Source organism: Streptomyces sp. NPDC018693 (genome assembly GCF_044391385.1).
In the GTDB taxonomy this organism is placed as follows: Bacteria; Actinomycetota; Actinomycetes; order Streptomycetales; family Streptomycetaceae; genus Streptomyces.
In genome coordinates this window covers 97,207-121,013 of sequence record NZ_JBIRZZ010000007.1, presented here as the reverse complement: position 1 = coordinate 121,013, position 23,807 = coordinate 97,207, and the positions used below count along the sequence as shown (strand labels likewise).

20 protein-coding genes are annotated in these 23,807 nt (G+C 72.2%); 7 read left to right on the top strand and 13 right to left on the bottom strand.

The annotated features are described in order from the left end of the window. Nucleotides 1–65: 65 nt before the first annotated feature. From ACH5AC_RS20030 to ACH5AC_RS20020, 3 genes are all read right to left on the bottom strand, one after another. Nucleotides 66–1,529 (bottom strand): glutamate synthase subunit beta, encoded by a 1,464-nt coding sequence (locus ACH5AC_RS20030; protein WP_398863265.1) that lies wholly within the window; start codon nt 1,527–1,529, stop codon nt 66–68. Beyond that, nucleotides 1,522–6,123 (bottom strand): glutamate synthase large subunit, encoded by a 4,602-nt coding sequence (gene gltB / locus ACH5AC_RS20025; protein ID WP_398863561.1) that lies wholly within the window; start codon nt 6,121–6,123, stop codon nt 1,522–1,524. The genes ACH5AC_RS20030 and gltB overlap by 8 nt, the downstream gene beginning before the upstream one ends. Nucleotides 6,124–6,507: 384 nt before the next feature. After that, on the bottom strand, nt 6,508–7,239 hold the full coding sequence (locus ACH5AC_RS20020) for a VIT1/CCC1 transporter family protein (RefSeq protein WP_398863264.1): 732 nt from the start codon (nt 7,237–7,239) through the stop codon (nt 6,508–6,510). A 272-nt stretch (nt 7,240–7,511) separates the two neighbouring features. Between ACH5AC_RS20020 and ACH5AC_RS20015 the strand changes: the two genes are divergently transcribed. Genes ACH5AC_RS20015 through ACH5AC_RS19985 form a run of 7 tightly spaced genes read left to right on the top strand, consistent with a single transcriptional unit; the run spans nt 7,512 to nt 15,353 of the window. After that, the gene (locus ACH5AC_RS20015) at nt 7,512–8,555 is read left to right on the top strand and encodes an ADP-ribosylglycohydrolase family protein (RefSeq protein WP_398863263.1); all 1,044 of its coding nucleotides are present in this window, start codon (nt 7,512–7,514) and stop codon (nt 8,553–8,555) included. After that, on the top strand, nt 8,552–9,907 hold the full coding sequence (locus ACH5AC_RS20010) for an ADP-ribosylglycohydrolase family protein (protein WP_398863262.1): 1,356 nt from the start codon (nt 8,552–8,554) through the stop codon (nt 9,905–9,907). Before ACH5AC_RS20015 ends, ACH5AC_RS20010 begins: the two co-directional genes overlap by 4 nt. Nucleotides 9,908–9,915: 8 nt before the next feature. Then, entirely contained in the window at nt 9,916–11,091 is a 1,176-nt protein-coding gene (locus ACH5AC_RS20005) for an ADP-ribosylglycohydrolase family protein (protein ID WP_398863261.1), read from the top strand. Continuing rightward, nucleotides 11,079–12,449, top strand: coding sequence for an ADP-ribosylglycohydrolase family protein (locus ACH5AC_RS20000; RefSeq protein WP_398863260.1), 1,371 nt, complete (start codon nt 11,079–11,081; stop codon nt 12,447–12,449). The genes ACH5AC_RS20005 and ACH5AC_RS20000 overlap by 13 nt, the downstream gene beginning before the upstream one ends. Next, entirely contained in the window at nt 12,446–13,339 is an 894-nt protein-coding gene (gene rbsK, locus ACH5AC_RS19995; RefSeq protein WP_398863259.1) for a ribokinase, read from the top strand. Before ACH5AC_RS20000 ends, rbsK begins: the two co-directional genes overlap by 4 nt. Further along, a complete protein-coding gene (locus ACH5AC_RS19990) occupies nt 13,336–14,529 on the top strand; it encodes a CaiB/BaiF CoA transferase family protein (protein ID WP_398863256.1) in 1,194 nt (397 codons plus the stop codon). Before rbsK ends, ACH5AC_RS19990 begins: the two co-directional genes overlap by 4 nt. After that, nucleotides 14,526–15,353 carry an HpcH/HpaI aldolase/citrate lyase family protein gene (locus tag ACH5AC_RS19985; RefSeq protein ID WP_398863255.1) on the top strand — a complete coding sequence of 276 codons (828 nt, stop codon included), beginning with the start codon at nt 14,526–14,528 and terminating at the stop codon, nt 15,351–15,353. Before ACH5AC_RS19990 ends, ACH5AC_RS19985 begins: the two co-directional genes overlap by 4 nt. 57 nt (nt 15,354–15,410) lie before the next feature. On the opposite strand, the gene lgt is transcribed toward ACH5AC_RS19985, so the two are convergent. The 10 genes from lgt to ACH5AC_RS19935 form a co-directional block, all read right to left on the bottom strand. After that, nucleotides 15,411–16,379, bottom strand: coding sequence for a prolipoprotein diacylglyceryl transferase (lgt, locus tag ACH5AC_RS19980; protein WP_398863254.1), 969 nt, complete (start codon nt 16,377–16,379; stop codon nt 15,411–15,413). 84 nt (nt 16,380–16,463) lie between these two features. Next, a complete protein-coding gene (locus ACH5AC_RS19975) occupies nt 16,464–17,243 on the bottom strand; it encodes a DsbA family protein (protein ID WP_398863252.1) in 780 nt (259 codons plus the stop codon). Nucleotides 17,244–17,314: 71 nt separating this feature from the next. Beyond that, the gene (trpA, locus tag ACH5AC_RS19970; protein WP_398863251.1) at nt 17,315–18,133 is read right to left on the bottom strand and encodes a tryptophan synthase subunit alpha; all 819 of its coding nucleotides are present in this window, start codon (nt 18,131–18,133) and stop codon (nt 17,315–17,317) included. Further along, nucleotides 18,130–19,413 carry a tryptophan synthase subunit beta gene (gene trpB / locus ACH5AC_RS19965; RefSeq protein WP_398863250.1) on the bottom strand — a complete coding sequence of 428 codons (1,284 nt, stop codon included), beginning with the start codon at nt 19,411–19,413 and terminating at the stop codon, nt 18,130–18,132. Before trpB ends, trpA begins: the two co-directional genes overlap by 4 nt. Before the next feature lie 73 nt (nt 19,414–19,486). Further along, nucleotides 19,487–19,720, bottom strand: a complete 234-nt coding sequence (gene trpM, locus ACH5AC_RS19960; RefSeq protein ID WP_398863249.1) for a tryptophan biosynthesis modulator TrpM — start codon at nt 19,718–19,720, stop codon at nt 19,487–19,489. Between the two features lie 22 nt (nt 19,721–19,742). After that, a complete protein-coding gene (trpC, locus tag ACH5AC_RS19955; RefSeq protein WP_398863248.1) occupies nt 19,743–20,552 on the bottom strand; it encodes an indole-3-glycerol phosphate synthase TrpC in 810 nt (269 codons plus the stop codon). Nucleotides 20,553–20,691: 139 nt separating this feature from the next. Continuing rightward, nucleotides 20,692–21,105 (bottom strand): DUF2752 domain-containing protein, encoded by a 414-nt coding sequence (locus tag ACH5AC_RS19950; protein ID WP_398863247.1) that lies wholly within the window; start codon nt 21,103–21,105, stop codon nt 20,692–20,694. A 79-nt stretch (nt 21,106–21,184) separates the two neighbouring features. Continuing rightward, on the bottom strand, nt 21,185–21,436 hold the full coding sequence (locus ACH5AC_RS19945; RefSeq protein ID WP_398863246.1) for an HGxxPAAW family protein: 252 nt from the start codon (nt 21,434–21,436) through the stop codon (nt 21,185–21,187). Between the two features lie 149 nt (nt 21,437–21,585). Continuing rightward, nucleotides 21,586–22,227 (bottom strand): TIGR02234 family membrane protein, encoded by a 642-nt coding sequence (locus tag ACH5AC_RS19940; RefSeq protein ID WP_398863245.1) that lies wholly within the window; start codon nt 22,225–22,227, stop codon nt 21,586–21,588. Between the two features lie 79 nt (nt 22,228–22,306). Further along, the gene (locus tag ACH5AC_RS19935) at nt 22,307–23,800 is read right to left on the bottom strand and encodes an anthranilate synthase component I (RefSeq protein WP_398863244.1); all 1,494 of its coding nucleotides are present in this window, start codon (nt 23,798–23,800) and stop codon (nt 22,307–22,309) included. Nucleotides 23,801–23,807: the final 7 nt, after the last annotated feature.

Genomic DNA, 23,807 nt, shown 5'->3' with positions numbered 1-23,807 from the left:
GGACAGTTGGGCAGGCGCCACCAGTGTTCCGTACGCCGTTGTACGGGACGTTCATTGAATGGCCGTCAGACCATCAGGGCCCGGTCCGTCGGGCGGATCGGCGCCGGCAGGTCGCTGGCGCCGGTCAGGAACCGGTCCACGCCACGCGCGGCCGAGCGGCCCTCGGCGATCGCCCACACGATGAGCGACTGGCCGCGGCCCGCGTCACCGGCGACGAACACGCCCGGCACATTGGTCTGGAAGTCGGCGTCACGGGCGACGTTGCCGCGGGCGTCCAGCTCCAGGCCGAACTGCTCGACCAGGCCGTTCTCCTGGTCGGTGCCGGTGAAGCCCATGGCCAGCGTGACCAGCTGGGCGGGGATCTTGCGCTCGGTGCCCGGCTTCTGAGTCAGCTTGCCGTCGACGAACTCGACCTCGACCAGATGCAGCCACTGGACGTTGCCGTCCTCGTCGCCCTCGAAGTGGGTGGTGGAGACGGAGTAGACCCGCTCACCGCCCTCCTCGTGCGCGGACGTGACCTTGTAGAGCATCGGGAAGGTCGGCCACGGCTGGGAGACCGGGTTCCGCTCGTCGTTCGGGCGGGGCATGATCTCCAGCTGCGTGACGGAGGCCGCACCCTGGCGGTGGGCGGTGCCCACGCAGTCGGCACCCGTGTCGCCACCGCCGATGACCACGACGTGCTTGCCCTCGGCCGAGATCGGGGAGGTGACGTAGTCGCCCTCCTGGACCTTGTTGGCCAGCGGCAGGTACTCCATCGCCTGGTACACCCCCTTGAGCTCGCGGCCGGGGACCGGCAGGTCACGGGCGGTGGTCGCACCGGCGGCGATGACGACCGCGTCGTACCGCTTCTTCAGGTCGGTCGCCTTGAGGTCGCGGCCGATCTCGATGCCCGTACGGAAGCGGGTGCCCTCCGCGCGCATCTGCTCGATACGGCGGTTGATGTGCCGCTTCTCCATCTTGAACTCGGGGATGCCGTAGCGCAGGAGGCCGCCGATGCGGTCCGCGCGCTCGTAGACGGCGACGGTGTGGCCCGCCCGGGTCAGCTGCTGGGCGGCGGCCAGACCGGCCGGGCCCGAGCCGATGACGGCGACGGTCTTGCCGGACAGGCGCTCCGGGATCTGCGGGGCGACGTCCCCGGTCTCCCACGCCTTGTCGATGATCGAGACCTCGACGTTCTTGATGGTGACGGCCGGCTGGTTGATGCCGAGCACGCACGCCGACTCGCACGGAGCGGGGCACAGGCGACCCGTGAACTCCGGGAAGTTGTTGGTGGCGTGCAGGCGCTCCTGCGCGGCCGACCAGTCCTCGCGGTAGGCGTAGTCGTTCCACTCGGGGATCAGGTTCCCGAGCGGGCAGCCGTTGTGGCAGAACGGGATGCCGCAGTCCATGCAGCGGCTGGCCTGCTTGCTGATGATCGGCAGCAGGGAGCCGGGGACGTAGACCTCGTTCCAGTCCTTGAGCCGCTCCTCGACGGGGCGGGACCTGGCGACCTCACGGCCGTGGTTCAGAAAGCCCTTCGGGTCAGCCATTGATCGCCGCCTCCATCATCTTCTCGGTGATCTCGGACTCGGAGAGACCGGCTCGCTCGGCGGCGTCCTTGGCGGCGAGCACTGCCTTGTACGTGCTGGGGATGATCTTGCTGAAGCGCTGGATCGCGTCGTCCCACTCCGCGAGGAGCTTCTCGGCGACCGTGGAGCCGGTCTCCTCGGCGTGGCGGCGCACCACGTCGTGCAGCCACTGCTTGTCGTCGTCGCTCAGCGCCTCGATCGCGTCGAGGTTGCCGACGTTGACGTTGTCGCGGTCGAGGTCGATCACATAGGCGATACCGCCGGACATGCCCGCCGCGAAGTTGCGGCCCGTCTCGCCGAGGACCACCGCGTGACCGCCGGTCATGTACTCGCAGCCGTGGTCGCCCACGCCCTCGGAGACGACCAGCGCGCCGGAGTTGCGGACGCAGAACCGCTCGCCGGTACGACCGCGCAGGAACAGCTCGCCGCCGGTCGCGCCGTACGCGAGGGTGTTGCCCGCGATGGTGGAGTACTCGGCGAGGTGGTCGGCGCCCCGGTCCGGGCGGACGATGACGCGGCCGCCGGACAGGCCCTTGCCGACGTAGTCGTTGGCGTCGCCCTCCAGGCGCAGGGTGACACCGCGCGGCAGGAAGGCGCCGAAGGACTGGCCGGCGGAGCCGGTGAAGGTGATGTCGATGGTGTCGTCGGGCAGGCCCGCGCCGCCGAACTTCTTCGTCACCTCGTGGCCGAGCATGGTGCCGACCGTGCGGTTGATGTTGCGGATGGCGACCTGCGCGCGCACCGGCTGGGCGTCGTCCGCCGAGTCGGCGGCCAGGGCGTCGGCGGCGAGCTTGATCAGCTCGTTGTCGAGCGCCTTCTCCAGGCCGTGGTCCTGAGCGATCAGCTGGTGGCGGACCGCGCCCTCGGGCAGCGCCGGCACGTGGAACAGCGGCTCCAGGTCCAGGCCCTGTGCCTTCCAGTGGTCGACGGCGCGCTCGACGTCGAGGACCTCGGCGTGGCCGACGGCCTCCTCGATGGAGCGGAAGCCCAGCTCGGCGAGGAGCTCGCGGACCTCCTGCGCGATGAACTCGAAGAAGTTCACCACGTACTCCGCCTTGCCGGAGAAGCGGTCGCGCAGCGTCGGGTTCTGGGTGGCGATGCCGACCGGGCAGGTGTCCAGGTGGCAGACGCGCATCATGACGCAGCCGGAGACGACGAGCGGCGCGGTCGCGAAACCGAACTCCTCGGCGCCGAGCAGCGCGGCGATGATCACGTCACGGCCGGTCTTCAGCTGGCCGTCGGTCTGCACGACGATCCGGTCGCGCAGGCCGTTGAGCAGCAGGGTCTGCTGGGTCTCGGCGAGGCCGAGCTCCCAGGGGCCGCCCGCGTGCTTCAGCGAGGTCAGCGGCGAGGCACCCGTGCCGCCGTCGTGGCCGGAGATGAGTACGACGTCCGCGTGCGCCTTGGACACACCGGCCGCGACCGTGCCGACGCCGACCTCGGAGACCAGCTTCACATGGATGCGGGCCTGCGGGTTGGCGTTCTTGAGGTCGTGGATCAGCTGGGCCAGGTCCTCGATGGAGTAGATGTCGTGGTGCGGCGGCGGGGAGATCAGGCCGACGCCCGGTGTCGAGTGACGGGTCTTGGCGACCCACGGGTACACCTTGTGGCCGGGCAGCTGGCCGCCCTCGCCGGGCTTGGCGCCCTGGGCCATCTTGATCTGGATGTCGTCCGCGTTGACCAGGTACTCGGAGGTCACGCCGAAGCGGCCGGAGGCGACCTGCTTGATGGCGCTGCGCCGCGCCGGGTCGTACAGACGCTCCGGGTCCTCGCCGCCCTCACCGGTGTTGGACTTGCCGCCCAGCTGGTTCATGGCGATGGCGAGGGTCTCGTGCGCCTCACGCGAGATCGAGCCGTAGGACATGGCGCCGGTGGAGAACCGCTTGACGATCGCGGAGACCGGCTCGACCTCGTCGACCGGGATCGAGGGCCGGTCGGACTTGAAGCCGAACAGCCCGCGCAGCGTCATCAGGCGCTCGGACTGCTCGTTGACGCGGTCGGTGTACTGCTTGAAGACGTCGTAGCGGCCGGTGCGCGTGGAGTGCTGGAGGCGGAAGACCGTCTCCGGGTCGAACAGGTGCGGCTCGCCCTCGCGGCGCCACTGGTACTCGCCGCCGATCTCCAGCGCGCGGTGCGCCGGGGCGATGCCGGAGGCGGGGTACGCCTTGGCGTGGCGGGCGGCGACCTCCTTGGCGATGACGTCGATGCCGACGCCGCCGATCTTGGTGGCGGTGCCGTCGAAGTACTTCTCGACGAAGGCGTCCTCCAGGCCGACGGCCTCGAAGACCTGGGCGCCGCGGTAGGAGGCGACGGTCGAGATGCCCATCTTGGACATGACCTTCAGGACGCCCTTGCCGAGGGCGTAGATCAGGTTGCGGATCGCCTTCTCCGGCTCGATGCCGTTGATGAAGGTGCCCGCGCGCAGCAGGTCCTCGACGGACTCCATCGCCAGGTACGGGTTGACGGCGGCGGCGCCGTAGCCGATGAGCAGGGCGACGTGGTGGACCTCGCGGACGTCACCGGCCTCGACCAGCAGGCCCACCTGGGTGCGCTGCTTGGTGCGGATGAGGTGGTGGTGGACGGCCGCGGTGAGCAGCAGCGAGGGGATCGGCGCGTGCTCGGCGTCGGAGTGCCGGTCGGACAGGACGATCAGCCGGGCGCCGTTCTCGATGGCGGCGTCGGCCTCGGCGCAGATCTCCTCGATGCGCGCGGCCAGCGCGTCACCGCCGCCGTGCACCCGGTACAGGCCGGACAGGGTCGCGGCCTTGAAGCCGGGCATGTCGCCGTCGGCGTTGATGTGGATGAGCTTGGCCAGCTCGTCGTTGTCGATGACCGGGAAAGGCAGCACGACGGTACGGCAGGAGGCGGCCGTCGGGTCGAGCAGGTTGCCCTGCGGACCGAGGGAGCTCCTGAGCGAGGTGACGAGCTCTTCCCGGATGGCGTCCAGCGGCGGGTTGGTGACCTGCGCGAACAGCTGGGTGAAGTAGTCGAAGAGCAGGCGCGGGCGCTCGGAGAGGGCGGCGATCGGCGAGTCGGTGCCCATGGAGCCGATCGGCTCGGCGCCGGTGCGGGCCATCGGCGCGAGGATGACGCGCAGCTCCTCCTCGGTGTAGCCGAAGGTCTGCTGGCGGCGGGTGACCGAGGCGTGGGTGTGGACGATGTGCTCACGGTCGGGCAGATCGCCCAGCTCGATCTCGCCGGCCTCCAGCCACTCGGCGTACGGGGCCTCGGCGGCGAGCTGCGCCTTGATCTCGTCGTCCTCGATGATCCGGTGCTCGGCGGTGTCGACGAGGAACATCCTGCCGGGCTGCAGCCGGCCCTTGCGGACGACCTTGGCGGGGTCGATGTCGAGGACGCCGACCTCGGAGCCGAGGACGACGAGGCCGTCGTCGGTGACCCAGTAGCGGCCGGGGCGCAGACCGTTGCGGTCGAGCACGGCGCCGACCTGGGTGCCGTCGGTGAAGGTGACGCAGGCGGGGCCGTCCCAGGGCTCCATCATCGTGGAGTGGAACTGGTAGAAGGCGCGCCGGGCCGGGTCCATGGAGTCGTGGTTCTCCCACGCCTCCGGGATCATCATCAGCACGGAGTGCGGCAGGGAACGGCCGCCGAGGTGCAGCAGCTCCAGGACCTCGTCGAAGGAGGCGGAGTCGGAGGCGTCGGGGGTGCAGACCGGGAAGACGCGCTCAAGGTTCTTGTCGCCGAAGAGGTCGGACACGAGCTGCGACTCGCGGGCGCGCATCCAGTTGCGGTTGCCCTTGACGGTGTTGATCTCACCGTTGTGCGCGACGAAGCGGTACGGGTGGGCGAGCGGCCAGCTCGGGAAGGTGTTCGTGGAGAACCGCGAGTGGACGAGGGCGACGGCCGAGCCGAAGCGGCGGTCGGACAGGTCCGGGAAGAAGGGCTCCAGCTGGCCGGTGGTCAGCATGCCCTTGTAGACGATCGTGCGGGCGGACAGCGACGGGAAGTAGACGCCGGCCTCACGCTCGGCGCGCTTGCGCAGGACGAACGCCTTGCGGTCGAGGGCGATACCCGTGGAAGGCGCTGCGACGCCGTCGGTGACGAAGATCTGCCGGAAGGCCGGCATGGTCGACCGGGCGGTGGCACCGAGCAGCTCGGGTGCGACGGGAACCTCACGCCAGCCGAGGACGGTGAGCCCTTCCTCGTCGGCGATCGTCTCGATCTGCGAGATGGCTTCGGCGGTCCCCTCCTCCGGCAGGAAGGCGATGCCGACGGCGTAGGAGCCGGCCTCGGGCAGCTCGAATCCGGCCACCTCTCGGAAGAAGGTGTCGGGCACCTGGGAGAGGATGCCGGCGCCGTCACCCGAGTCGGGCTCGGAGCCGGTGGCGCCGCGGTGTTCGAGGTTGCGCAGTACGGTCAGCGCCTGCTCGACCAGCGTGTGGCTCGCCTCGCCGGTGAGGGTGGCCACGAAGCCGACGCCACAGGCGTCGCGCTCGTTGCGGGGGTCGTACATACCCTGCGCAGCAGGGCGAGCATCCATGAACGACCAGTTCTGGCCATTCGCGGAGTGCTGGGACGGCTGGCGCGGCGTACGCATCGGCTCTCCCGTCGTCGTCATCTGGCATATGCGAGGTGCCGAGGGACGACGTTGGCCCTCTGCGAAGGTGCACGTGGGTGCAAAATTTCGTGCAGGTTACATGATGGAGCGGTTCTCGGGAACCGGATACTCCGTTCCAACATGCGGGACGCCGCGCGGTTGCGGCAGGGGCCGTCAGGGACGGCCGAAAGTGTGTGGGGGCCGAACGGGACAGATCGTTGTCCGCCGACCCGGAGACGGCAGCGAGCGCCATCGCCCACCCCGCGAGTGCGCCGCAGGCGTCATTGCCCACAGCGCTTACGGCTCATGCCCGGTGGTTAAGCATGCGAAACCAGTCAGTAACGGCTACTTATGCGGCCCGTCGCATAAGTAGCATCAGCCGGTTCATCCTACGGCCGTACCGAACAGACTGCCCAGGGCGTACGTCACACCGGCCGCCGCACCGCCGAGCGCCAGCTGCCGCAGTCCGCTGAACCACCAGGTCCGCGCGGTCACCCTGGCCACGACTGCCCCGCACGCGAAGAGGCCCAGCAGCGCCACCAGCACGGCCGGCCACAGCACGCTCGCGCCCAGCAGATACGGCAGTACGGGGAGCAGGGCGCCCAGCGCGAACGACCCGAAGGAGGACACCGCGGCGACGGTCGGTGAGGGCAGGTCGGACGGATCGATCCCCAGCTCCTCGCGGGCGTGTATCTCCAGGGCCTGCTCGGGATCGTGCGAGAGCTGCCGGGCGACCTGCCGGGCCAGCTCGGGTTCGACCCCACGCGCCTCGTAGAGGGCGGCCAGCTCGGCCTCCTCGTCCTTGGGGTGCTTCCTCAACTCCCGCCGCTCGACGTCGAGCTCGGCCTCGACGAGCTCACGCTGGGAGGCCACGGAGGTGTACTCGCCGGCGGCCATCGAGAAGGCACCGGCGGCCAGTCCGGCGAGCCCGGTCAGCACGATGGTCTCCCGGCCGACGGCCCCGCCGGCGACACCGGTCATCAGAGCGAGGTTGGAGACCAGCCCGTCCATCGCCCCGAACACCGCGGGCCGCAGCCACCCGCCGTTCACATCCCGGTGCGTGTGGTTGTCACGGTGCGCCACGTGCAGCGCCGCCTCGGTCTCGATGAGGGCCATGCGAGGTCTCCCGGAAAGCTTAGCCAAAGCTAACTCTGGACTGATTCTACTTTTCGACACTCCAGACTCTACGCCGCGCACCCCGGCCCCGCCAGCAAGGAAAGGCTGCGCTTACCTGCGGTTTTGTCGGTGAGGACTCATTTCGGCGAACGCCCGCGCCCATCCCGACCGGGTGACTCTGAGGCGCAGGAGGCTGCGGTCAACCGCCAATGGTGGGACAGATCCGCAAAGGGCTCCACGCCCCCGCGGAGCCCGTCAGGAGAGGCGGAGGTATGACATCGATCGCCTGCATCCCCACGGTGACGGCTTCCGGCGGCGCCACCGGACTCCGTGACCGGGCCCGCGGCGCGCTGCTCGGTCTGGCCGTCGGAGACGCCCTGGGCGCCCCGGCGGAGAACATGAGACCGTCGGAGATCCGCGCCCGCTGGGGCCGTATCACGGGCTATGTCGCCGAGAAGCCGTCCGGCACCGACGACACCGAGTACGCGATCTTCTCGGGCCTGCTGCTCGCCCGCCACGGCTCGGCGCTCACCCCGGCCCATGTGGAGGCGGCCTGGCACGCCTGGATCGCCGACCGCGACGAGGGCCCGTTCCGCGGCGCCGGCTTCAGCGAGCGCGGCACGCTGGAGAACCTGCGCCGGGGCCTCGCCGCCCCCATCTCGGCCCAGCACCGCCACGCCTGGAGCGACGGCCTGGCCATGCGCGCGGCCCCCTTCGGCGTCTTCGCGGCCGGCCGCCCGGCCGAGGCGGCCCGCCTGGTCGCGATCGACGGCTCGGTCAGCCACGACGGCGAGGGCATCTACGGCGGCCAGGCGGTCGCGGCCGGGGTCGCGGCGGCGATGGCGGGAGCGCCCACCATCGCCGTCGTGGCCTCCGCCCTGGCGGTCATCCCCGACGACTCCTGGACGGCCCGCTCCCTGCGCCGGGCGGTGGCGGTCGCCCACCGGGGCGAACGGGCGGTCCGTTCGGCCGTTGTCATCGGCGGCTACCCGTGGACCGACCTGGCCCCCGAGGCCGTCGCCCTCGCGTTCGGGGCCTACGCGGCGGCCGACGGCGACTTCCGCGAGGCAGTCCTCACGGCCGTGAACATGGGCCGCGACGCGGACACCACGGCGGCCGTGGCCGGCGCCCTGGCCGGCGCCACCGAGGGCACCGCCGCGATCCCGGCCGACTGGGCCTCGGCCATCGGCCCAGCCCGCGGCACCTGCCTCCCCTCCATGTCCGGCCACCACATCCTCGACGTGGCCGAACTCCTGGTCCCGGAGGAGAGCACCAAGTGGCCCTCGACCCCCACGCCCACGGCCCCCCTCCGATGAGCCCCCCGACCCCCTGGGACACCCCGGCCGGCCCCACGACCCCCCACACCGAGACCGCCCCGGAAGCAACACCCGAAGCCGACCCGGATTCGCCCCCCGACGGCGAAGCCGAGCACACCCGCAACCCACCCGCACCCGCCAACGGCGAGACCGCCCCACAAGAGACCTCCACCCCTCCACCCACTGGAAACGGGTGGCGCGTGGGTGGGAGGACATCGGCCGAAGGCGAAGCCGAGGCCGGTCAGCGCACCCTCGGCCTCCTCCTCGGCCTGGCCGCAGGCGACGCCGCCGGCTGGCCGGCCGCCCGCCACAGAGCCACCCGCCTCCCCGACTGGACCCGCCGCCTCACCCGAGAACTCGACACCTTCGCCGAACACAACGCGACGACCACCCTCCCCGTCCCCATCGCCCTCAACCAACCCCCCGACCCCCTCCGCCTGGGCCCCTCCGACGACGCCGAATGGGCAGCCTTCACCGCCGAGTCCATCCTCCGCGCCGGCGACGACACCACCCTCCCCGACCTCACCCGAGACCGCAGAACCCGAGCCGCGATCGACCTCACCTGGACCGCCCTCGCCGGCGAAGTGGCCGCGGCGGCGAACCGCGCCCCGGAGGTCGAGTCCGCCGTCCTCCCCCTCCGCGCCCGCATCTCCGTCCGCGCCGGCCTCGGCAACCTCGCCACCGGCCTGCGCCCACCCGCCACCGGCCACGACAACCCCCACTACTTCGACGACGCCGCCTGCGTCCGCGCCTGCGTCCTGGCCGTGGCCCACCCCGGCGACCCCCACCGTGCCGCCGACCTCGCCGAGTTCGACGCCCGCTACACCCAGGACGGCGACGGAGTACACGGCGCCCGCGCCATGGCCGCGGCCGTCGCCCTCGCCCTCACCGGCGCCGACGTCGACACCTGCGTGACGGCCGCCCTCACCGAACTCCCCGAGGCCACCGAGATCGGCCGCAACGCCCGCCACGCCGTGCACCTCGCCCGCACCGCCGACAGCACCTTCGCCCTGATCCCCCTCCTGGAACACCAGATCGTCGACCACGTCTACAGCTACGGCATCGCGGCGGCCGAGACGGTCCCGGTCGCCCTGGCCCTCACCCTCGCCGCTCACGGCCGTATCGCCGAAGCGGTCCCAGCCGCGGCCTGCCTCTCCCGAGTCGCCGACTCCGCCCCCGCCCTGGCGGGCGCCCTGACCGGCGCACTGGGCGGCGGCACCGCGATCCCCGACTCCTGGCGCACCACATGCCGCACCCTCTCCGGCTGCGCCCTCCCCCGCCTCACCGGCACCGACCTGGTGGAACTCGCCGAACTCCTGGAAGCCGCCCAAGCCCCGCCACCAAGGGGATGATTCTGCCCATGACGACCAAAACAGAGGAAAACGACCAAGAGATGCTGGACGAACGCATCACAGCCGCCCTCGTCGGCGCCGCGGTCGGCGACGCCCTCGGCGGCCCCGTCGAGGGCTACTCCCCCGCCCAGATCCTCGAACGCCACGGCGGCCGCGTCCACGGCATCGTCGGCCCCTGGAACGGCGACGCCTGGCGCACCGCCCGCCCCATCGCGCCGTACCACAAGGGCGACGGCCACGTCACCGACGACACCCTGATGACCCACGCGCTCATCAGGGTCTACGCCCGGGTCCGCGACCACCTCGACGCGTACGCGATCGCCGACCACCTGGTCCCCGACCTGATGACGAACCCCCGTTGGATCCCCGAACTGGAGGCCGAGGCGCTTCCCTTGCAGCGCGTCTTCCTGGCGGAGAAGTGGCTGGTGGCCCGCCTCCACTACGGCCATGTCGACCCCCGGGAGGCCGGCGTCGGCAACATCGTCAACTGCGGCGCGGCGATGTACATGGCCCCGGTGGGCCTGGTCAACGCGGCCAACCCCCGCGCCGCGTACGCCGAGGCCCTGGATGTGTCGGGCGCCCACCAGTCGTCGTACGGCCGTGAGGCGGCCGGCGTCTTCGCGGCGGCGGTGGCGGCGGCGTGCAGCCCTGAGGCGACGCCGGAATCGGTGGTGACCACCTGCCTCTCCCTGGCCAAGGACGGCACCCGGGCGGCCATCGAGAAAGTCTGCGAAAAAGCCGCCCGCCACCGGGACTTCGAGTCGGCCCTCACCCCCCTCCGCGAGGCGGTCACCCCCTACGACACGGTGGGCCCCGACTACCGCAACCCCTCCCTCGGCGCCCGGCGCCCCTCCCGTCTGCACGCCATCGAGGAACTGCCCGTCGCCCTCGGCATGCTGCTGGTGTCGGGCGGCGACTACCGCCAGGCGGTCCTGGGCGCGGTGAACTACGGCCGTGACTGCGACTCGATCGCCACGATGGCCGGCGCGCTCGCGGGCGCCCTGGGCTCGCCGCCCCCGCAGGACTGGTCGAAGCAGGTCGCGGAGGCCAGCCGCCTCGACCTCTGGGAACCCGCGCGGACCCTGGCCGAGGTGACCCGCGAGATCCACGCCAGGGACGTGGACCGCCGCCGCACCCACGAGTCGGCCTTCACCACCCTGGGAGGCCCCTCGTGCTCCGTCTGACCTGGGTCCAACCGGAGGACCTCCTGGGCCACGAACTCCGCCAGGCCGCCCTGGACGGCCGGGAACCCTCGGCCATCGCGGCCCGCTGGAAGGCGGCCGGCGGCTCGCAGGCCCCGGCCGGAGCGGGCGCGTCCCAGCAGCAGGCATCCCCCTACCTGCGCCAACTGGCCGAGGACCTGCTGGACGAACTGGCAGACCTCCCCAGCACGCTGCGGTGCGAGGAACCGACCGATCTCCCGCAGATCACATCACTGACCCAGCCTGCTGCCGGTCACCCCGCCCCCACGGCACCCCCCGCCCCGGCCCGCTTCGAAGCCGCCTGGCTGGGCAGAGCCATCGGCTGCCTCCTGGGCAAACCGGTCGAGAAACTCCCCCTCACCGCCATCCGCCGGCTGGCCAGGTCCACCGGCAACTGGCCCCCCACCACCTACTTCACCGCCCACGGAGTCCCAGCCGACCTCCTCACACGACACCCCTGGAACCGCCGCTCGGCACAGACCTCCCTCGCCGAGAACATCGACGGCATGCCCGAGGACGACGACCTCAACTACCCCCTGCTCAACCTCCTCCTGCTCCAGCGCCACGGCAGGAGCTTCACCACGGACGACGTGGCGACCCTCTGGCTGGAAGAACTCCCCGCCGCCCGCACCTTCACCGCGGAACGCATCGCCTACCGCAACCTCCTCTCCGGCATCGCCCCGCCCCACACCGCCCGCCACCGCAACCCCTTCCGGGAGTGGATCGGCGCCCTCATCCGCGCCGACGTCCACGGCTGGACCAACCCCGGCGCCCCGGCCGCCGCAGCCGAACAGGCCCACCGGGACGCCACCCTCACCCACACCGCGAACGGCGTCTACGCGGCGATGTTCACCGCGGCCACCATCGCCACGGCCGCCACCGCCACCGGCCCCCACGACATCCACACGGCACTCCACACCGGCCTGACGGTGATCCCACCGCGCTCCCGCCTGGCCGAAGCCATCACCCACGCCATCCAACTGGCCGAGAAACACGAGCACTTCGACACGGTCGTCGACGAACTCCACGCCACCCACGCCCCCACCCACCACTGGGTCCACGCCATCCCCAACACCGCCCTGATCGCCGCCGCCCTCACCCACGCCGACGGCGACTTCACCGGCTCCATCAGCCGCGCCGTCTCCGGCGGCTGGGACACCGACTCCAACGGCGCGACGGCGGGCAGCATCGCCGGCCTGCTCACCGGCGACCCCGCAGCCCTCCCCGACCACTGGACGGCCCCCCTCAAGAACCGCCTCGCCACCTCGATCACCGGCTTCGACGGCACCGGCTTCGACGCCCTGGCCCACCTCACCCACCGGGAGGCAGCCCGCCCATGACCGACATCGTCGTGCTCGGCAGCACGAACATGGACCTCGTCGCGTACGTCGAGAAGGCCCCGCAGCGCGGAGAGACCGTGACGGGCCGGGAGTTCCGTACGATCCCCGGCGGCAAGGGCGCCAACCAGGCCATCGCCGCGGCCCACGCGGGAGCGACCGTCTCGCTGATCGGCGCGGTCGGCAACGACGCCTTCGGCACCCGACTGCGCTCCACCCTCGAACACTCCGGTGTGAACACCGACCACCTCCGCACGGTCGAGGGCCCGTCCGGCACCGCCCACATCGTGGTCGACGACGAGGGCGGCAACGCGATCGTCGTGATCCCCGGCGCGAACGGCACCCTCGACCATCTCGTCCCCGGCGACGAGGGCCTGATCGCCTCCGCCGACGCACTCCTCCTCCAGCTGGAGATCCCGGTCACGGCGGTCGTCGCCGGCGCCCAGGCCGCCCGCGCCCACGGCATCCGTACGATCCTCACCCCGGCCCCCGCCCGGCCGCTGCCGCCCGAACTCCTCGCCGCCACCGACCTGTTGGTGCCCAACCAGCACGAGGCCGCCACCCTCACCGGCCGCACCGACCCGCACGAGGCCGCCACCGTCCTGCTGGACGCCGTACCGGAGGTGGTCGTCACGCTCGGCGCGGCGGGCTGTCTGTACGCGGCCCGGGGCGACGAACCCGTCACCGTGCCCGCCCCGCGTGTCACCGCCGTCGACTCGACCGGCGCGGGTGACACCTTCGTCGGCGCCCTCGCGGTCGCGCTCGGCGAGAACCGCCCGATCCGGCAGGCCCTCGCCTGGGCCGCCGCCGCGGCCGCCCTCTCGGTCCAGCGACCGGGCGCCTCCGCGTCCATGCCGTACCGCTCCGAGATCGAAGCGCAGGTGACCCGGTGACGAACACGCCCCCGCTGACCGGCCTGCGCGTCCTCGACCTCGCCACCCTCTTCGCCGGCCCGCTGGCCGCCACCCTGCTCGGCGACTTCGGCGCCGAGGTCATCAAGGTCGAGCACCCCGCGAAACCCGACCCGTCACGGGGCCATGGGCCCAGCAAGGACGGTGTGGGCCTGTGGTGGAAGGTCCTCGGCCGCAACAAGCGCACGATGACCCTGAACCTCTCCACCCCCGGCGGCCGCGCCACCCTCCTCCGCCTGGCCGGGACGGCCGATGTGATCATCGAGAACTTCCGCCCCGGCACCCTGGAGAAGTGGGACCTGGGCTGGGCGGAACTCTCCGCCGCCAACCCCCGGCTGGTCCTGGCCCGCGTCACCGCCTTCGGCCAGTTCGGCCCCTCCTCCCACCGCCCCGGCTTCGGCACCCTCGCCGAGGCGATGAGCGGCTTCGCCGCGATCACCGGCGAACCGGACGCGCCCCCGACGCTCCCCCCGTTCGGCCTCGCCGACTCCATCGCGGGCCTCACCACGGCGTACGCGGTGATGACCGCCCTGGCCGCCCGGGACCGCACCGGCGAGGGCCAGGTCGTGGACATGGCGATCATCGAGCCGATCCTGGCCGTCCTCGGCCCCCAGCCCACCTGGTACGACCAACTCGGCTACGTCCAACGCCGCACCGGAAACCGCTCCGCCAACAACGCCCCGCGCAACACCTACCGCACCGCCGACGGCACCTGGGTCGCCGTGTCCACCTCCGCCCAGTCCATCGCGGAACGCGTGCTGCGCCTGGTCGGCCGCCCCGACCTGATCGACGAGCCGTGGTTCGCCACCGGCGCCGAACGGGCCGCCCACGCGGACGTCCTCGACGAGGCGGTCGGCACCTGGATCGCCGCCCGCCCGCGCGACGAGGTCCTCGCGGCCTTCGAGAAGGCTCAGGCCGCCGTCGCGCCCGTCCAGGACGTACGGGACGTGATGACCGACCCCCAGTACGCGGCCCTCTCCACGCTCACCACCCTCGACGACCCCGACCTCGGCCCGCTCCGCATGCAGAACGTCCTCTTCCGGCTGTCCGACACCCCCGGCGCGATCCGCTGGGCCGGCCGCCCGCACGGCGCGGACACCGAGGCCGTCCTCACCGAACTGGGCCTCACCCCGGCCGAGCAGGCCGCCCTGCGCACGGAGGGCGCCCTGTGAGACACCCCCTGACCTGGCTGTACGTCCCCGGTGACCGTCCGCAGATGGTCTCCAGGGCGCTCACCGCGGGCGCCGACGTCCTGATCATCGACCTGGAGGACGCGGTCGCCGCCGACCGCAAGGAGTACGCGCGGGCGGCCACCGCGGAACGCCTCGCGGACCCCCAGCCCGTCCCGGTCCACGTCCGCGTCAACGCCCTGGACGGCCCGCACGCCACCGCCGACCTGGACACCCTGGCCCCCCTCCCGGGCCTGTCGGGTCTGCGCCTGCCCAAGGTGACCACCCCGCACCAGATCACCCGCACCGCCCAGACCGTCACCCCCACGGACGGCGACGCCCCGTCCCTCTACGCCCTCCTGGAATCCGCCCTGGGCGTCGAACACGCCTACGCCATCGCCTCGGCCCACCCCCGCGTCAGCGGCATCGCCCTCGGTGAGGCCGACCTACGGGCCGACCTCGGCGTCCGCGACGACCATGGCCTCGCCTACCCCCGCTCCCGGGTCGTGGTCGCGGCCCGGGCGGCGGCCCTGCCCCCACCGCCCCAGTCGGTCCACCCCGACACCCGCGACCTGGACACCCTGGCCGCCAGCTGCGCCCACGGCCGCACCCTGGGCTTCCTGGGCCGGTCCGCCATCCACCCCCGCCAGCTCCCGGTGATCGAACGCGCCTACCTCCCCACCCCGGAGGAGATCGACGAGGCGGAACAGATCATCAAGGCGGCGGAGGCGGAGGAGGGCGCCCAGGCGCTTGCCGACGGCACCTTCGTCGACGCGGCGGTGGTCACCGCGGCCCGCCGCACCCTGTCACTCGCTCACCACCGCTGACACGCGCAGAGGGCGCCCGGACACCTCCGGACGCCCTCACCGCCGTAGAACCAGCCGTCAACTCTTCTTGCCGCTGGTGGACTCCGCCTCGTCCTTCACCTCGGAGTCGGACTCGGAGTCGGAGCCGGTCTCGGTCTCGGCCTCAGCTTCCGAGTCGGACTCGGAGTCGGACTCTGAATCCTCGGTCTTCTCCTGAGCCGCCTGCTCGACAGCCCCCGGCTCGACGATCTCCTCCCGCCCCGGCCGCTTCTTCGCCGACACGACGATGTACGTCACCGCGAGCAGGAACACCAGCAGGGAGGTCCAGTTGTTGAGCCGCAGGCCGAGGATCTCGTGGGCCTCGTCGACGCGCAGGTACTCGACCCAGAACCGCCCCGCGCAGTACGCGGCGACGTACAGCGCGAACGCCCGCCCGTGGCCCAGCTTGAAGCGCCGGTCGGCCCAGATGATCAGCACGGCGACGCCGATGCACCACAGGGACTCGTAGAGGAACGTCGGGTGGTAGTAGCCCGGCACCCGGCCGTCCGCGGAGGAGGTGATGTGCACGGCCCACGGGAGGTCGGTCTCCCGCCCGTACAGCTCCTGGTTGAACCAGTTGCCCCAGCGCCCGATCGCCTGGGCGAGCGCGATGCCGGGCGCGACGGCGTCGGCGTAGGCCGGCATCGGGATGCCCCGGCGGCGGCAGCCGATCCACGCGCCGACCGCGCCGAGCGCGATCGCGCCCCAGATACCGAGGCCGCCCTCCCAGATCTTGAAGGCGTCCACCCAGTCCCGGCCCTCGCTGAAGTACAGCTCGTAGTCCGTGATCACGTGGTAGAGCCGGCCGCCGATCAGGCCGAAGGGCACCGCCCAGACCGCGATGTCGGCCACCGTGCCGGCCCGCCCGCCGCGGGCGATCCAGCGTCTGTTGCCGAGCCAGACCGCGACGAAGACGCCGATGATGATGCAGAACGCATAGCCGCGCAGCGGAAGGGGGCCGAGATACAGCACCCCGCGCGACGGACTGGGAATGTAGGCAAGTTCCATGGCAAGGTCGACGCTACCCTGCCGGGCCGGGCCCGGGGCAGGCGGCCCGGCTACGGGTCCATAACGGGCAGGGGGCGCGGGCACTCAGCCCTGGGCGGCCTCCTCGACCATCTGCTTCAGCTTGGCCGGCGTCATCGTCTGGTCCTGGTAGATGTTCTCGCCGTTCAGCAGCACGGTCGGTGTGCCGGTGAAACCACCGGCGCGGAAGGCGTCGTTGGACTTGGCGACCCAGCTGTTGTGCGTGCCGTCCTCGACGCAGGTGCGGAACGCGGGCGTGTCCAGGCCGTCGACCTGGCCGGCCAGCTCCAGCAGCCTGCTGTTCTCACTGAAGGCGTCGTCGGTCTCTGCGGGCTGGTTCACATACAGCACGTCGTGGTAGGCGGCGAACTTCCCGGCGTCCTGGGCGCAGGCCGCGGCGTTGGCCGCCGTGCGGGAGCCGGAGCCGCCCATGTTGCCGTCGATGATGGTCGCCAGGTGGTACTCCACCTTGAGTTTGCCGGCGTCGGTCAGCTCGTGGATCGTCGAGCGGTAGGTGTCCTCGAAGCTCTTGCAGGCGGGGCAGCGGAAGTCCTCCCACACGGTGAGCGTGGATGGGGCGTCGTCCTTGCCGACCGGGATCGCCAGGGCGTCCTCGCCCTGCGCGCCCGAGGGGGCGACGACCGGGCCGCCCGCGCTGTCGCCGCCGTCGTCCTTGCCGGCGTTCGCCGCGACGACACCGATCACGGCCGCCAGGCCCAGCACACAGACGACGCTCGCACCCACGATCAGTGCCCGCCGGCGCTTCTCCGCCGCTTTCTGCTTGTCACGCTCGGCCGCCAGCCGCTCCCTGGCGGTGCGCTTTCCGTCACGATTCTTCTCGCTCACACCCCGGAAACGAACCGGGGAGGCGCACCGCGCCTCCCCGGCCCCAGGTCCACCCCTTCGGGTGACGTGCCTCAGAGCTCGCCGCGCACGCCCTTCGCCAGCTCGCCCGCCAGCGCGCGGACGGCCTCGATGCCGGCCGCGTGGTCGGGGGCGTCCAGCATCCGCTTGACGAAGGCCGAGCCGACGATCACGCCGTCGGCGAAGCCGGCCACCTCGGCGGCCTGGGCCGCGTTGGAGACGCCGAGGCCGACGCAGACGGGCAGCTCTGTGCCGGTCGCGCGGGTGCGTTCGACCAGGTCCTGGGCCTGCGCGCCGACCGACTCCCGGGTGCCGGTGACACCCATCAGGGAGGCGGCGTAGACGAAGCCGCTGCCCGCCGCGGTGATCTGTGCGAGCCGCTCGTCCTTGCTGCTGGGCGCCACCACGAAGACCGTCGCGAGGCCGTGCTTCTCGGCGTGCTCCCTCCACAGCGCCGACTCCTGCACGGGCAGGTCGGGCAGGATGCACCCGGCGCCGCCCGCCTCGGCCAGCTCGGCGGTGAACCGCTCCACGCCGTAGCGGTCGATGGGGTTCCAGTACGTCATGACGAGCACCGGCTTCCCGGTGGCCCCGTGCGCCTCCCGGACCGTGCGCATGACGTCCGCGATGCGCACCCCGCCGCGCAGGGCGATGTCGTCGGCGGTCTGGATGACGGGGCCGTCGAGGACGGGGTCGCTGTGCGGCAGACCCACCTCGACGACGTCGGCGCCGCCGTCGAAGGCGGCCCTGATCGCCTCGATACCGCCGTCGACGGTCGGGAACCCGGCCGGCAGGTAGGCGATGAGCGCGGAACGGCCTTCGGTCCTGGCGGCCGCGAGGGTGTCGGCCAGCAGTTGGATGTTTCCGCTCACTTGGCGTCCCCCTCGATCTCGGCGGTGTCGGCGGCGTTGGCCGCGACCTCGGCGTCGGTGTCGTACAGGCCGAAGTAGCGGGCGGCCGTGTCCATGTCCTTGTCGCCGCGGCCGGACAGGTTGACGACGATCAGGCCGTCCTTGCCCAGCTCCCGGCCGACCTCCAGCGCACCGGCGAGCGCGTGCGCGGACTCGATGGCCGGGATGATGCCCTCGGTGCGCGACAGCAGGCGCAGCGCCTGCATGGCCGCGTCGTCGGTGACCGCGCGGTACTCGGCGCGGCCGCTGTCCTTGAGGTAGGAGTGCTCGGGGCCGATGCCCGGGTAGTCCAGGCCCGCCGAGATGGAGTACGGCTCGGTGATCTGGCCCTCGTCGTCCTGCAGGACGTAGGAGCGGGAGCCGTGCAGGATGCCGGGCTCGCCGGCGGTGAGGGTCGCCGCGTGCTCCCCGGTCTCGACGCCGTGGCCGGCCGGTTCACAGCCGATGAGACGTACGTCGGTGTCCGGGACGAAGGCGTGGAAGAGGCCGATGGCGTTGGAGCCGCCGCCGACGCAGGCGATGGCGGCGTCGGGCAGCCGGCCGGCCCGCTCCAGGAGCTGGCGGCGGGCCTCCACACCGATGACGCGGTGGAAGTCGCGGACCATCGCCGGGAAGGGGTGAGGGCCCGCGACGGTGCCGAACAGGTAGTGGGTGTGGTCGACGTTGGCGACCCAGTCGCGGAACGCCTCGTTGATGGCGTCCTTCAGGGTGCGGCTGCCGGACTTCACGGCGATGACCTCGGCGCCGAGCATGCGCATCCGGGCCACGTTGAGGGCCTGCCGCTGGGTGTCGATCTCACCCATGTAGATGGTGCAGTCGAGGCCGAACAGCGCGCAGGCGGTGGCCGTGGCGACGCCGTGCTGGCCGGCGCCGGTCTCGGCGATCACGCGGGTCTTGCCCATGCGCCGGGTGAGCAGGGCCTGGCCGAGCACGTTGTTGATCTTGTGGGAGCCGGTGTGGTTGAGGTCCTCACGCTTGAGGAAGAGGCGAGCGCCTCCGGCGTGTTCGGCGAAGCGAGGTACCTCGGTGAGCGCCGACGGACGGCCGGTGTAGTGCACCAGCAGGTCGTCGAGCTCTCGGGCGAACTCGGGGTCGTGCTTGGCCTTGTCGTACTCGACGGCGACCTCGTCCACGGCGGCGACGAGGGCCTCCGGGATGAACTTGCCGCCGAAGGCGCCGAAGTAGCCTTCGGGGCTGGGGACTTGGCCCTCCGGGTCGGGAATGAAGAAGTTGCTGGGCATGCGGAAACCTCACGGTGAGATTGTGGAAAGACACCAATCGCCGTGGGGGCGGGGTTTGTCTGGCTGCGGGCCGTCAGTGGCTTGTCGCGCCCGCGCGGCGGTAGCCGCAAATCAACAGAGCCCCGCGCCCCTGAAGGGGGCGCTGCCATCGACGGCCGTTGATCTGTCCAGGCTCGTCGCCGATGACGTACCGCACCCGTCGGCCGTGGACACGTCTTGCGGGCGCGCGGCAGCCTCGGGGGCGGCAGCCGCGCGCGAGGCGGGCGTACGGGTCCCGGGCTACGGACAGGGTGGTCGAGTACGTCATCGGCGCTCAGCCTACCGTCCGGTCAGCCGCGGCCGTGGCGCAGTGCCGGATGTTCGCCCGCCGCGACCAGGTCGGCGACCGCCGTCTTCGGGTCGCGGCCGGTCACCAGGGACTCGCCGACCAGGACCGCGTCGGCGCCGGCGTTGGCGTAGGCGATGAGGTCGTGCGGGCCGCGGACGCCGGACTCGGCGACCTTGACGATGCCGGCCGGGATCTCGGGGGCGACGCGCTCGAAGGTGGAGCGGTCGACCTCCAGGGTCTTGAGGTTGCGCGCGTTGACGCCGATGACCTTGGCGCCCGCGTCCACCGCGCGGTCGACCTCCTCCTCGTCATGGACCTCGACGAGCGGGGTGAGGCCGATGGAGACGGCGCGCTCGATCAGCGACTCCAGGGCCGGCTGGTCGAGGGCGGCCACGATCAGCAGGGCGAGGTCGGCACCGTACGCGCGGGCCTCCCACAGCTGGTACGACGTGACGATGAAGTCCTTGCGCAGGACGGGGATGTCCACCCGCGCGCGGACCGCCTCCAGGTCGGCCAGCGAGCCGCCGAAGCGGCGCTGTTCGGTGAGGACGGAGATGACGGCCGCGCCGCCCGCCTCGTAGTCCGCGGCGAGGCCGGCCGGGTCGGCGATCGCGGCCAGCGCGCCCTTGGACGGGCTGGAGCGCTTGACCTCGCAGATGACCTTGACGCCGTCGCCGCGCAGGGCGGCCACGCCGTCCTTGGCGGCGGGTGCCTTGGCCGCGCGCTCCTTGAGCTCGTCGAGGCTGACGCGCGCCTGCCGCTCCGCGAGGTCGGCCCGGACTCCGTCGATGATCTCGTCGAGCACACTCACGCGAGCGGCCCCCTTCCAGACGGTGGACAGTTCCAGCGACCCAGGGAAAACCCATGGTCACTGCGATGGTATCCGCAGCGGGGCGCGGGCCCCGCATCCGGCCGACGACGGTCCCACTACCTGGACGTTCGCCCGGTGATCAAGGAGCAAGCCAGCCGCCGAAGGGCAGGTTCCGGACAACCGTGAAGACCAGCAGGAACACGCCGAGGCTCCACAGGGGCACCGGGCCGAGGTCGATCCGCAGCGGCCGGCCGCGCACCGTGTGGACCACCCAGACGGTCCACAGCGCCGCGAGTCCCAGGAAGGCGAGCACGGCGAACGCGTTGTTCTGCAGGGCGGCGGCGAGATCGCCGTGGGCGAAGGCGTGCGCGCTGCGCAGCCCGCCGCAGCCGGGACAGTAGATGCCGGTGACACGCAGGAGCGGGCAGACCGGGTAGTGGCCGGGCTCGTTGGGGTCGACCGCCCCGACGTACGCGAAGGCGCCGGCGACGGCCGCGAGGGTGCCCAGGGGAAGGGCGAGCCGCCCGGCCAGGGTTGCGTTCACGCCTCGCATTCTGCCGGGTGCGGGACGGGGACGCGCGTGAGGGGCGGCCGGTCGGGGGACCGGCCGCCCCTCATGGAAGGCTGGGTGATCAGCTCTCGGCGACGGCCGGCTCGCGCGTGGCTACCGGCTGCGGCGCCGCGTGGGCCTCTTTCGGCTGGCCCAGGCCCATGGCGCGCATGATCATGCCGACGACACCACCGAGGAGCACCACCACCATGCTCGCCCAGAAGCCGACCGGGTTGGCCATCACCATGAAGGCGCCCCCGGCGCAGAAACCGATGAAGGCGATGATGACACCGGTCCAGGCGGCCGGGGTGTGACCGTGGCTGCTGCCCGCCATTGCTTGCTCCTCGTTGCTTCGTGTGGGTCCGAGCGGGACGCTCGGGGTCCATTGTCCCGTACGCGTGCGTGTGCGGGACGGTCGGGGTGGTTCCTGTTGACGTCTGATGCGCCACATCGGGACCGTCGGCCGGGCCGTAGGTCCCGCGTTCAGGCGGGATCCATGCCGGTCGGGTCCTCGCCTCGGTCCAGGGCCTTCCACATCTCCTCGGGCCGCTCGGGGTCGGCAGGCCGGGCCGCGCGGCGCGGGCGGGGGGCGCCGCCGCGCTCGTAGCGGCCGGACATGGCGGGCCACAGCCGGCCGTAGCGCAGGGCGAGCAGTCCGGCCAGCAGGATCAGGGCGCCGCCGGCGGCCGCGGCGTACGGCCAGCCGGTGTGGCTGAAGGCGGCCACGGTGGAGGAGGTGTCGCCGGACGCCTGGGCGGCCTTCTCGTCGAGGGCGGAGCTGTCGGTGGCGCCGAGCAGGGCCGCGGTGACGATGCCGACGCCGGACAGGGCGAGCAGCGCGGAGACCACGAGGCGGCCGGTGCGGCGGACGGCGAAGACGGCGACGAGGGCGGCCAGGCCCACTATGGCGAGCGCCGCCGGGACACCGGTGACGTCGCTGCCCTTGGCGGTGAGGGGGAAGGCGCCGCCGGCCACCGTCGCGGTGCCCTCCGCCCAGCGCTGCCGGGTGGCGAGCAGCGCCACGGCCGCGCCGAGCGCCCCGCACAGCAGGGCGACGGCGAGGGTCCGGCGGCCGGTCCGGGCGGAGGCGGCGGCTTCGGAAGGGGGGTGAGGTACAGCAGTCACGTACCCACTATCGCTTGAACCCCGGGCGGACCATCACCCGGGGCTCACGTGATACGCGCCCCATTTTCCGGGAAGCGGCCTATTTCCCGAGTCGGTTGGCGGTGTGCACGGCGCGCAGCACCGCCGCCGCCTTGTTGCGGCACTCCTGGTCCTCGGCGACCGGGTCGGAGTCGGCGACGATGCCGGCGCCGGCCTGGACGTAGGCGGTGCCGTCGCGCAGCAGGGCGGTGCGGATGGCGATGGCGGTGTCGGAGTCGCCCGCGAAGTCGAGGTAGCCGACGCAGCCGCCGTACAGGCCGCGCCGGGACGGCTCCAGTTCGTCGATGATCTGCATGGCGCGCGGCTTGGGCGCGCCGGAGAGGGTGCCGGCCGGGAAGCAGGCGGTGAGGACGTCGAAGGCGGTGCGGCCGCGCGCGACGCGTCCGGTGACCGTGGAGACGATGTGCATCACGTGCGAGTACCGCTCGATGGACATGAAGTCCACGACCTCGACCGAGCCGGGCTCGCAGACCCGCCCGAGGTCGTTGCGGCCGAGGTCGACGAGCATGAGGTGCTCGGCGCGCTCCTTGGGGTCGGCGAGCAGTTCGTCGGCGAGGGCCTGGTCCTCGGCGGGGGTGGCGCCGCGGTGCCGGGTGCCGGCGATGGGGTGGACCATCGCGGTGCCGTCCTCGACCTTGACGAGGGCCTCGGGCGAGGAGCCGACGACGTCGAAGGCATCTCCGTCCCCGTGGGGGAAGCGGAACAGGTACATGTACGGGGAGGGGTTGGTGGCCCGCAGCACCCGGTAGACGTCGAGCGCGCTCGCCGTGCACGGCGTCTCGAAGCGCTGGGAGGGGACGACCTGGAACGCCTCGCCGGCCCGGATGCGCTCCTTGATGTCCTCGACGGCCCCCTGGAAGTCCTCCCCGCCCCAGCGGGCGGTGTACTCGGGCAGCTCCGAGGGCGGGAGGACGGCGGGCGGCTGGGCGACCGGCCGGGACAGGTCGGCCTCCATGGCGTCGAGGCGGGCCACGGCGTCGGTGTACGCCTCGTCGACGCCGGTGTCGAGGTCGTTGTGGTTGATCGCGTTGGCGATCAGCAGGACCGAGCCCTCCCAGTGGTCCATGACGGCGAGGTCGCTGGTGAGCAGCATGGTCAGCTCGGGGAGCCGCAGGTCGTCGTGTTCGCCGGGGCCGATCTTCTCCAGGCGGCGCACGATGTCGTAGCCCAGGTAGCCGACCATGCCGCCGGTGAAGGGCGGCAGGCCCTCCTGGTGCGGGGTGTGCAGGGCCTCGATGGTGGCGCGCAGGGCGGCCAGCGGGTCGCCGTCGACGGGGACGCCGACGGGTGGGGCTCCGAGCCAGTGGGCCTGGCCGTCGCGGGCCGTCAGGGTGGCGGCGGAGTGCACGCCCACGAAGGAGTAGCGGGACCACGAGCGGCCGTTCTCCGCGGACTCCAGCAGGAAGGTGCCGGGGCGCTCGGCGGCGAGCTTGCGGTAGAGCGCGACGGGGGTGTCGCCGTCGACGAGGAGTTTGCGGGTGACCGGGATGACCCGGCGGTCGGTGGCCAGCTTGCGGAAGGTCTCGAGGTCCATGGCGGCT

Bases quoted from the DNA above. Each gene is read 5' to 3' on its own strand.
- ACH5AC_RS20030 (WP_398863265.1), bottom strand. From the start codon at position 1,529: ATGGCTGACCCGAAGGGCTTTCTGAACCACGGCCGTGAGGTCGCCAGG.
- gltB (WP_398863561.1), bottom strand. From the start codon at position 6,123: ATGCGTACGCCGCGCCAGCCGTCCCAGCACTCCGCGAATGGCCAGAAC.
- ACH5AC_RS20020 (WP_398863264.1), bottom strand. From the start codon at position 7,239: ATGGCCCTCATCGAGACCGAGGCGGCGCTGCACGTGGCGCACCGTGAC.
- ACH5AC_RS20015 (WP_398863263.1), top strand. From the start codon at position 7,512: ATGACATCGATCGCCTGCATCCCCACGGTGACGGCTTCCGGCGGCGCC.
- ACH5AC_RS20010 (WP_398863262.1), top strand. From the start codon at position 8,552: ATGAGCCCCCCGACCCCCTGGGACACCCCGGCCGGCCCCACGACCCCC.
- ACH5AC_RS20005 (WP_398863261.1), top strand. From the start codon at position 9,916: ATGACGACCAAAACAGAGGAAAACGACCAAGAGATGCTGGACGAACGC.
- rbsK (WP_398863259.1), top strand. From the start codon at position 12,446: ATGACCGACATCGTCGTGCTCGGCAGCACGAACATGGACCTCGTCGCG.
- lgt (WP_398863254.1), bottom strand. From the start codon at position 16,379: ATGGAACTTGCCTACATTCCCAGTCCGTCGCGCGGGGTGCTGTATCTC.
- trpB (WP_398863250.1), bottom strand. From the start codon at position 19,413: ATGCCCAGCAACTTCTTCATTCCCGACCCGGAGGGCCAAGTCCCCAGC.
- trpM (WP_398863249.1), bottom strand. From the start codon at position 19,720: ATGACGTACTCGACCACCCTGTCCGTAGCCCGGGACCCGTACGCCCGC.
- ACH5AC_RS19950 (WP_398863247.1), bottom strand. From the start codon at position 21,105: ATGCGAGGCGTGAACGCAACCCTGGCCGGGCGGCTCGCCCTTCCCCTG.
- ACH5AC_RS19945 (WP_398863246.1), bottom strand. From the start codon at position 21,436: ATGGCGGGCAGCAGCCACGGTCACACCCCGGCCGCCTGGACCGGTGTC.
- ACH5AC_RS19935 (WP_398863244.1), bottom strand. From the start codon at position 23,800: ATGGACCTCGAGACCTTCCGCAAGCTGGCCACCGACCGCCGGGTCATC.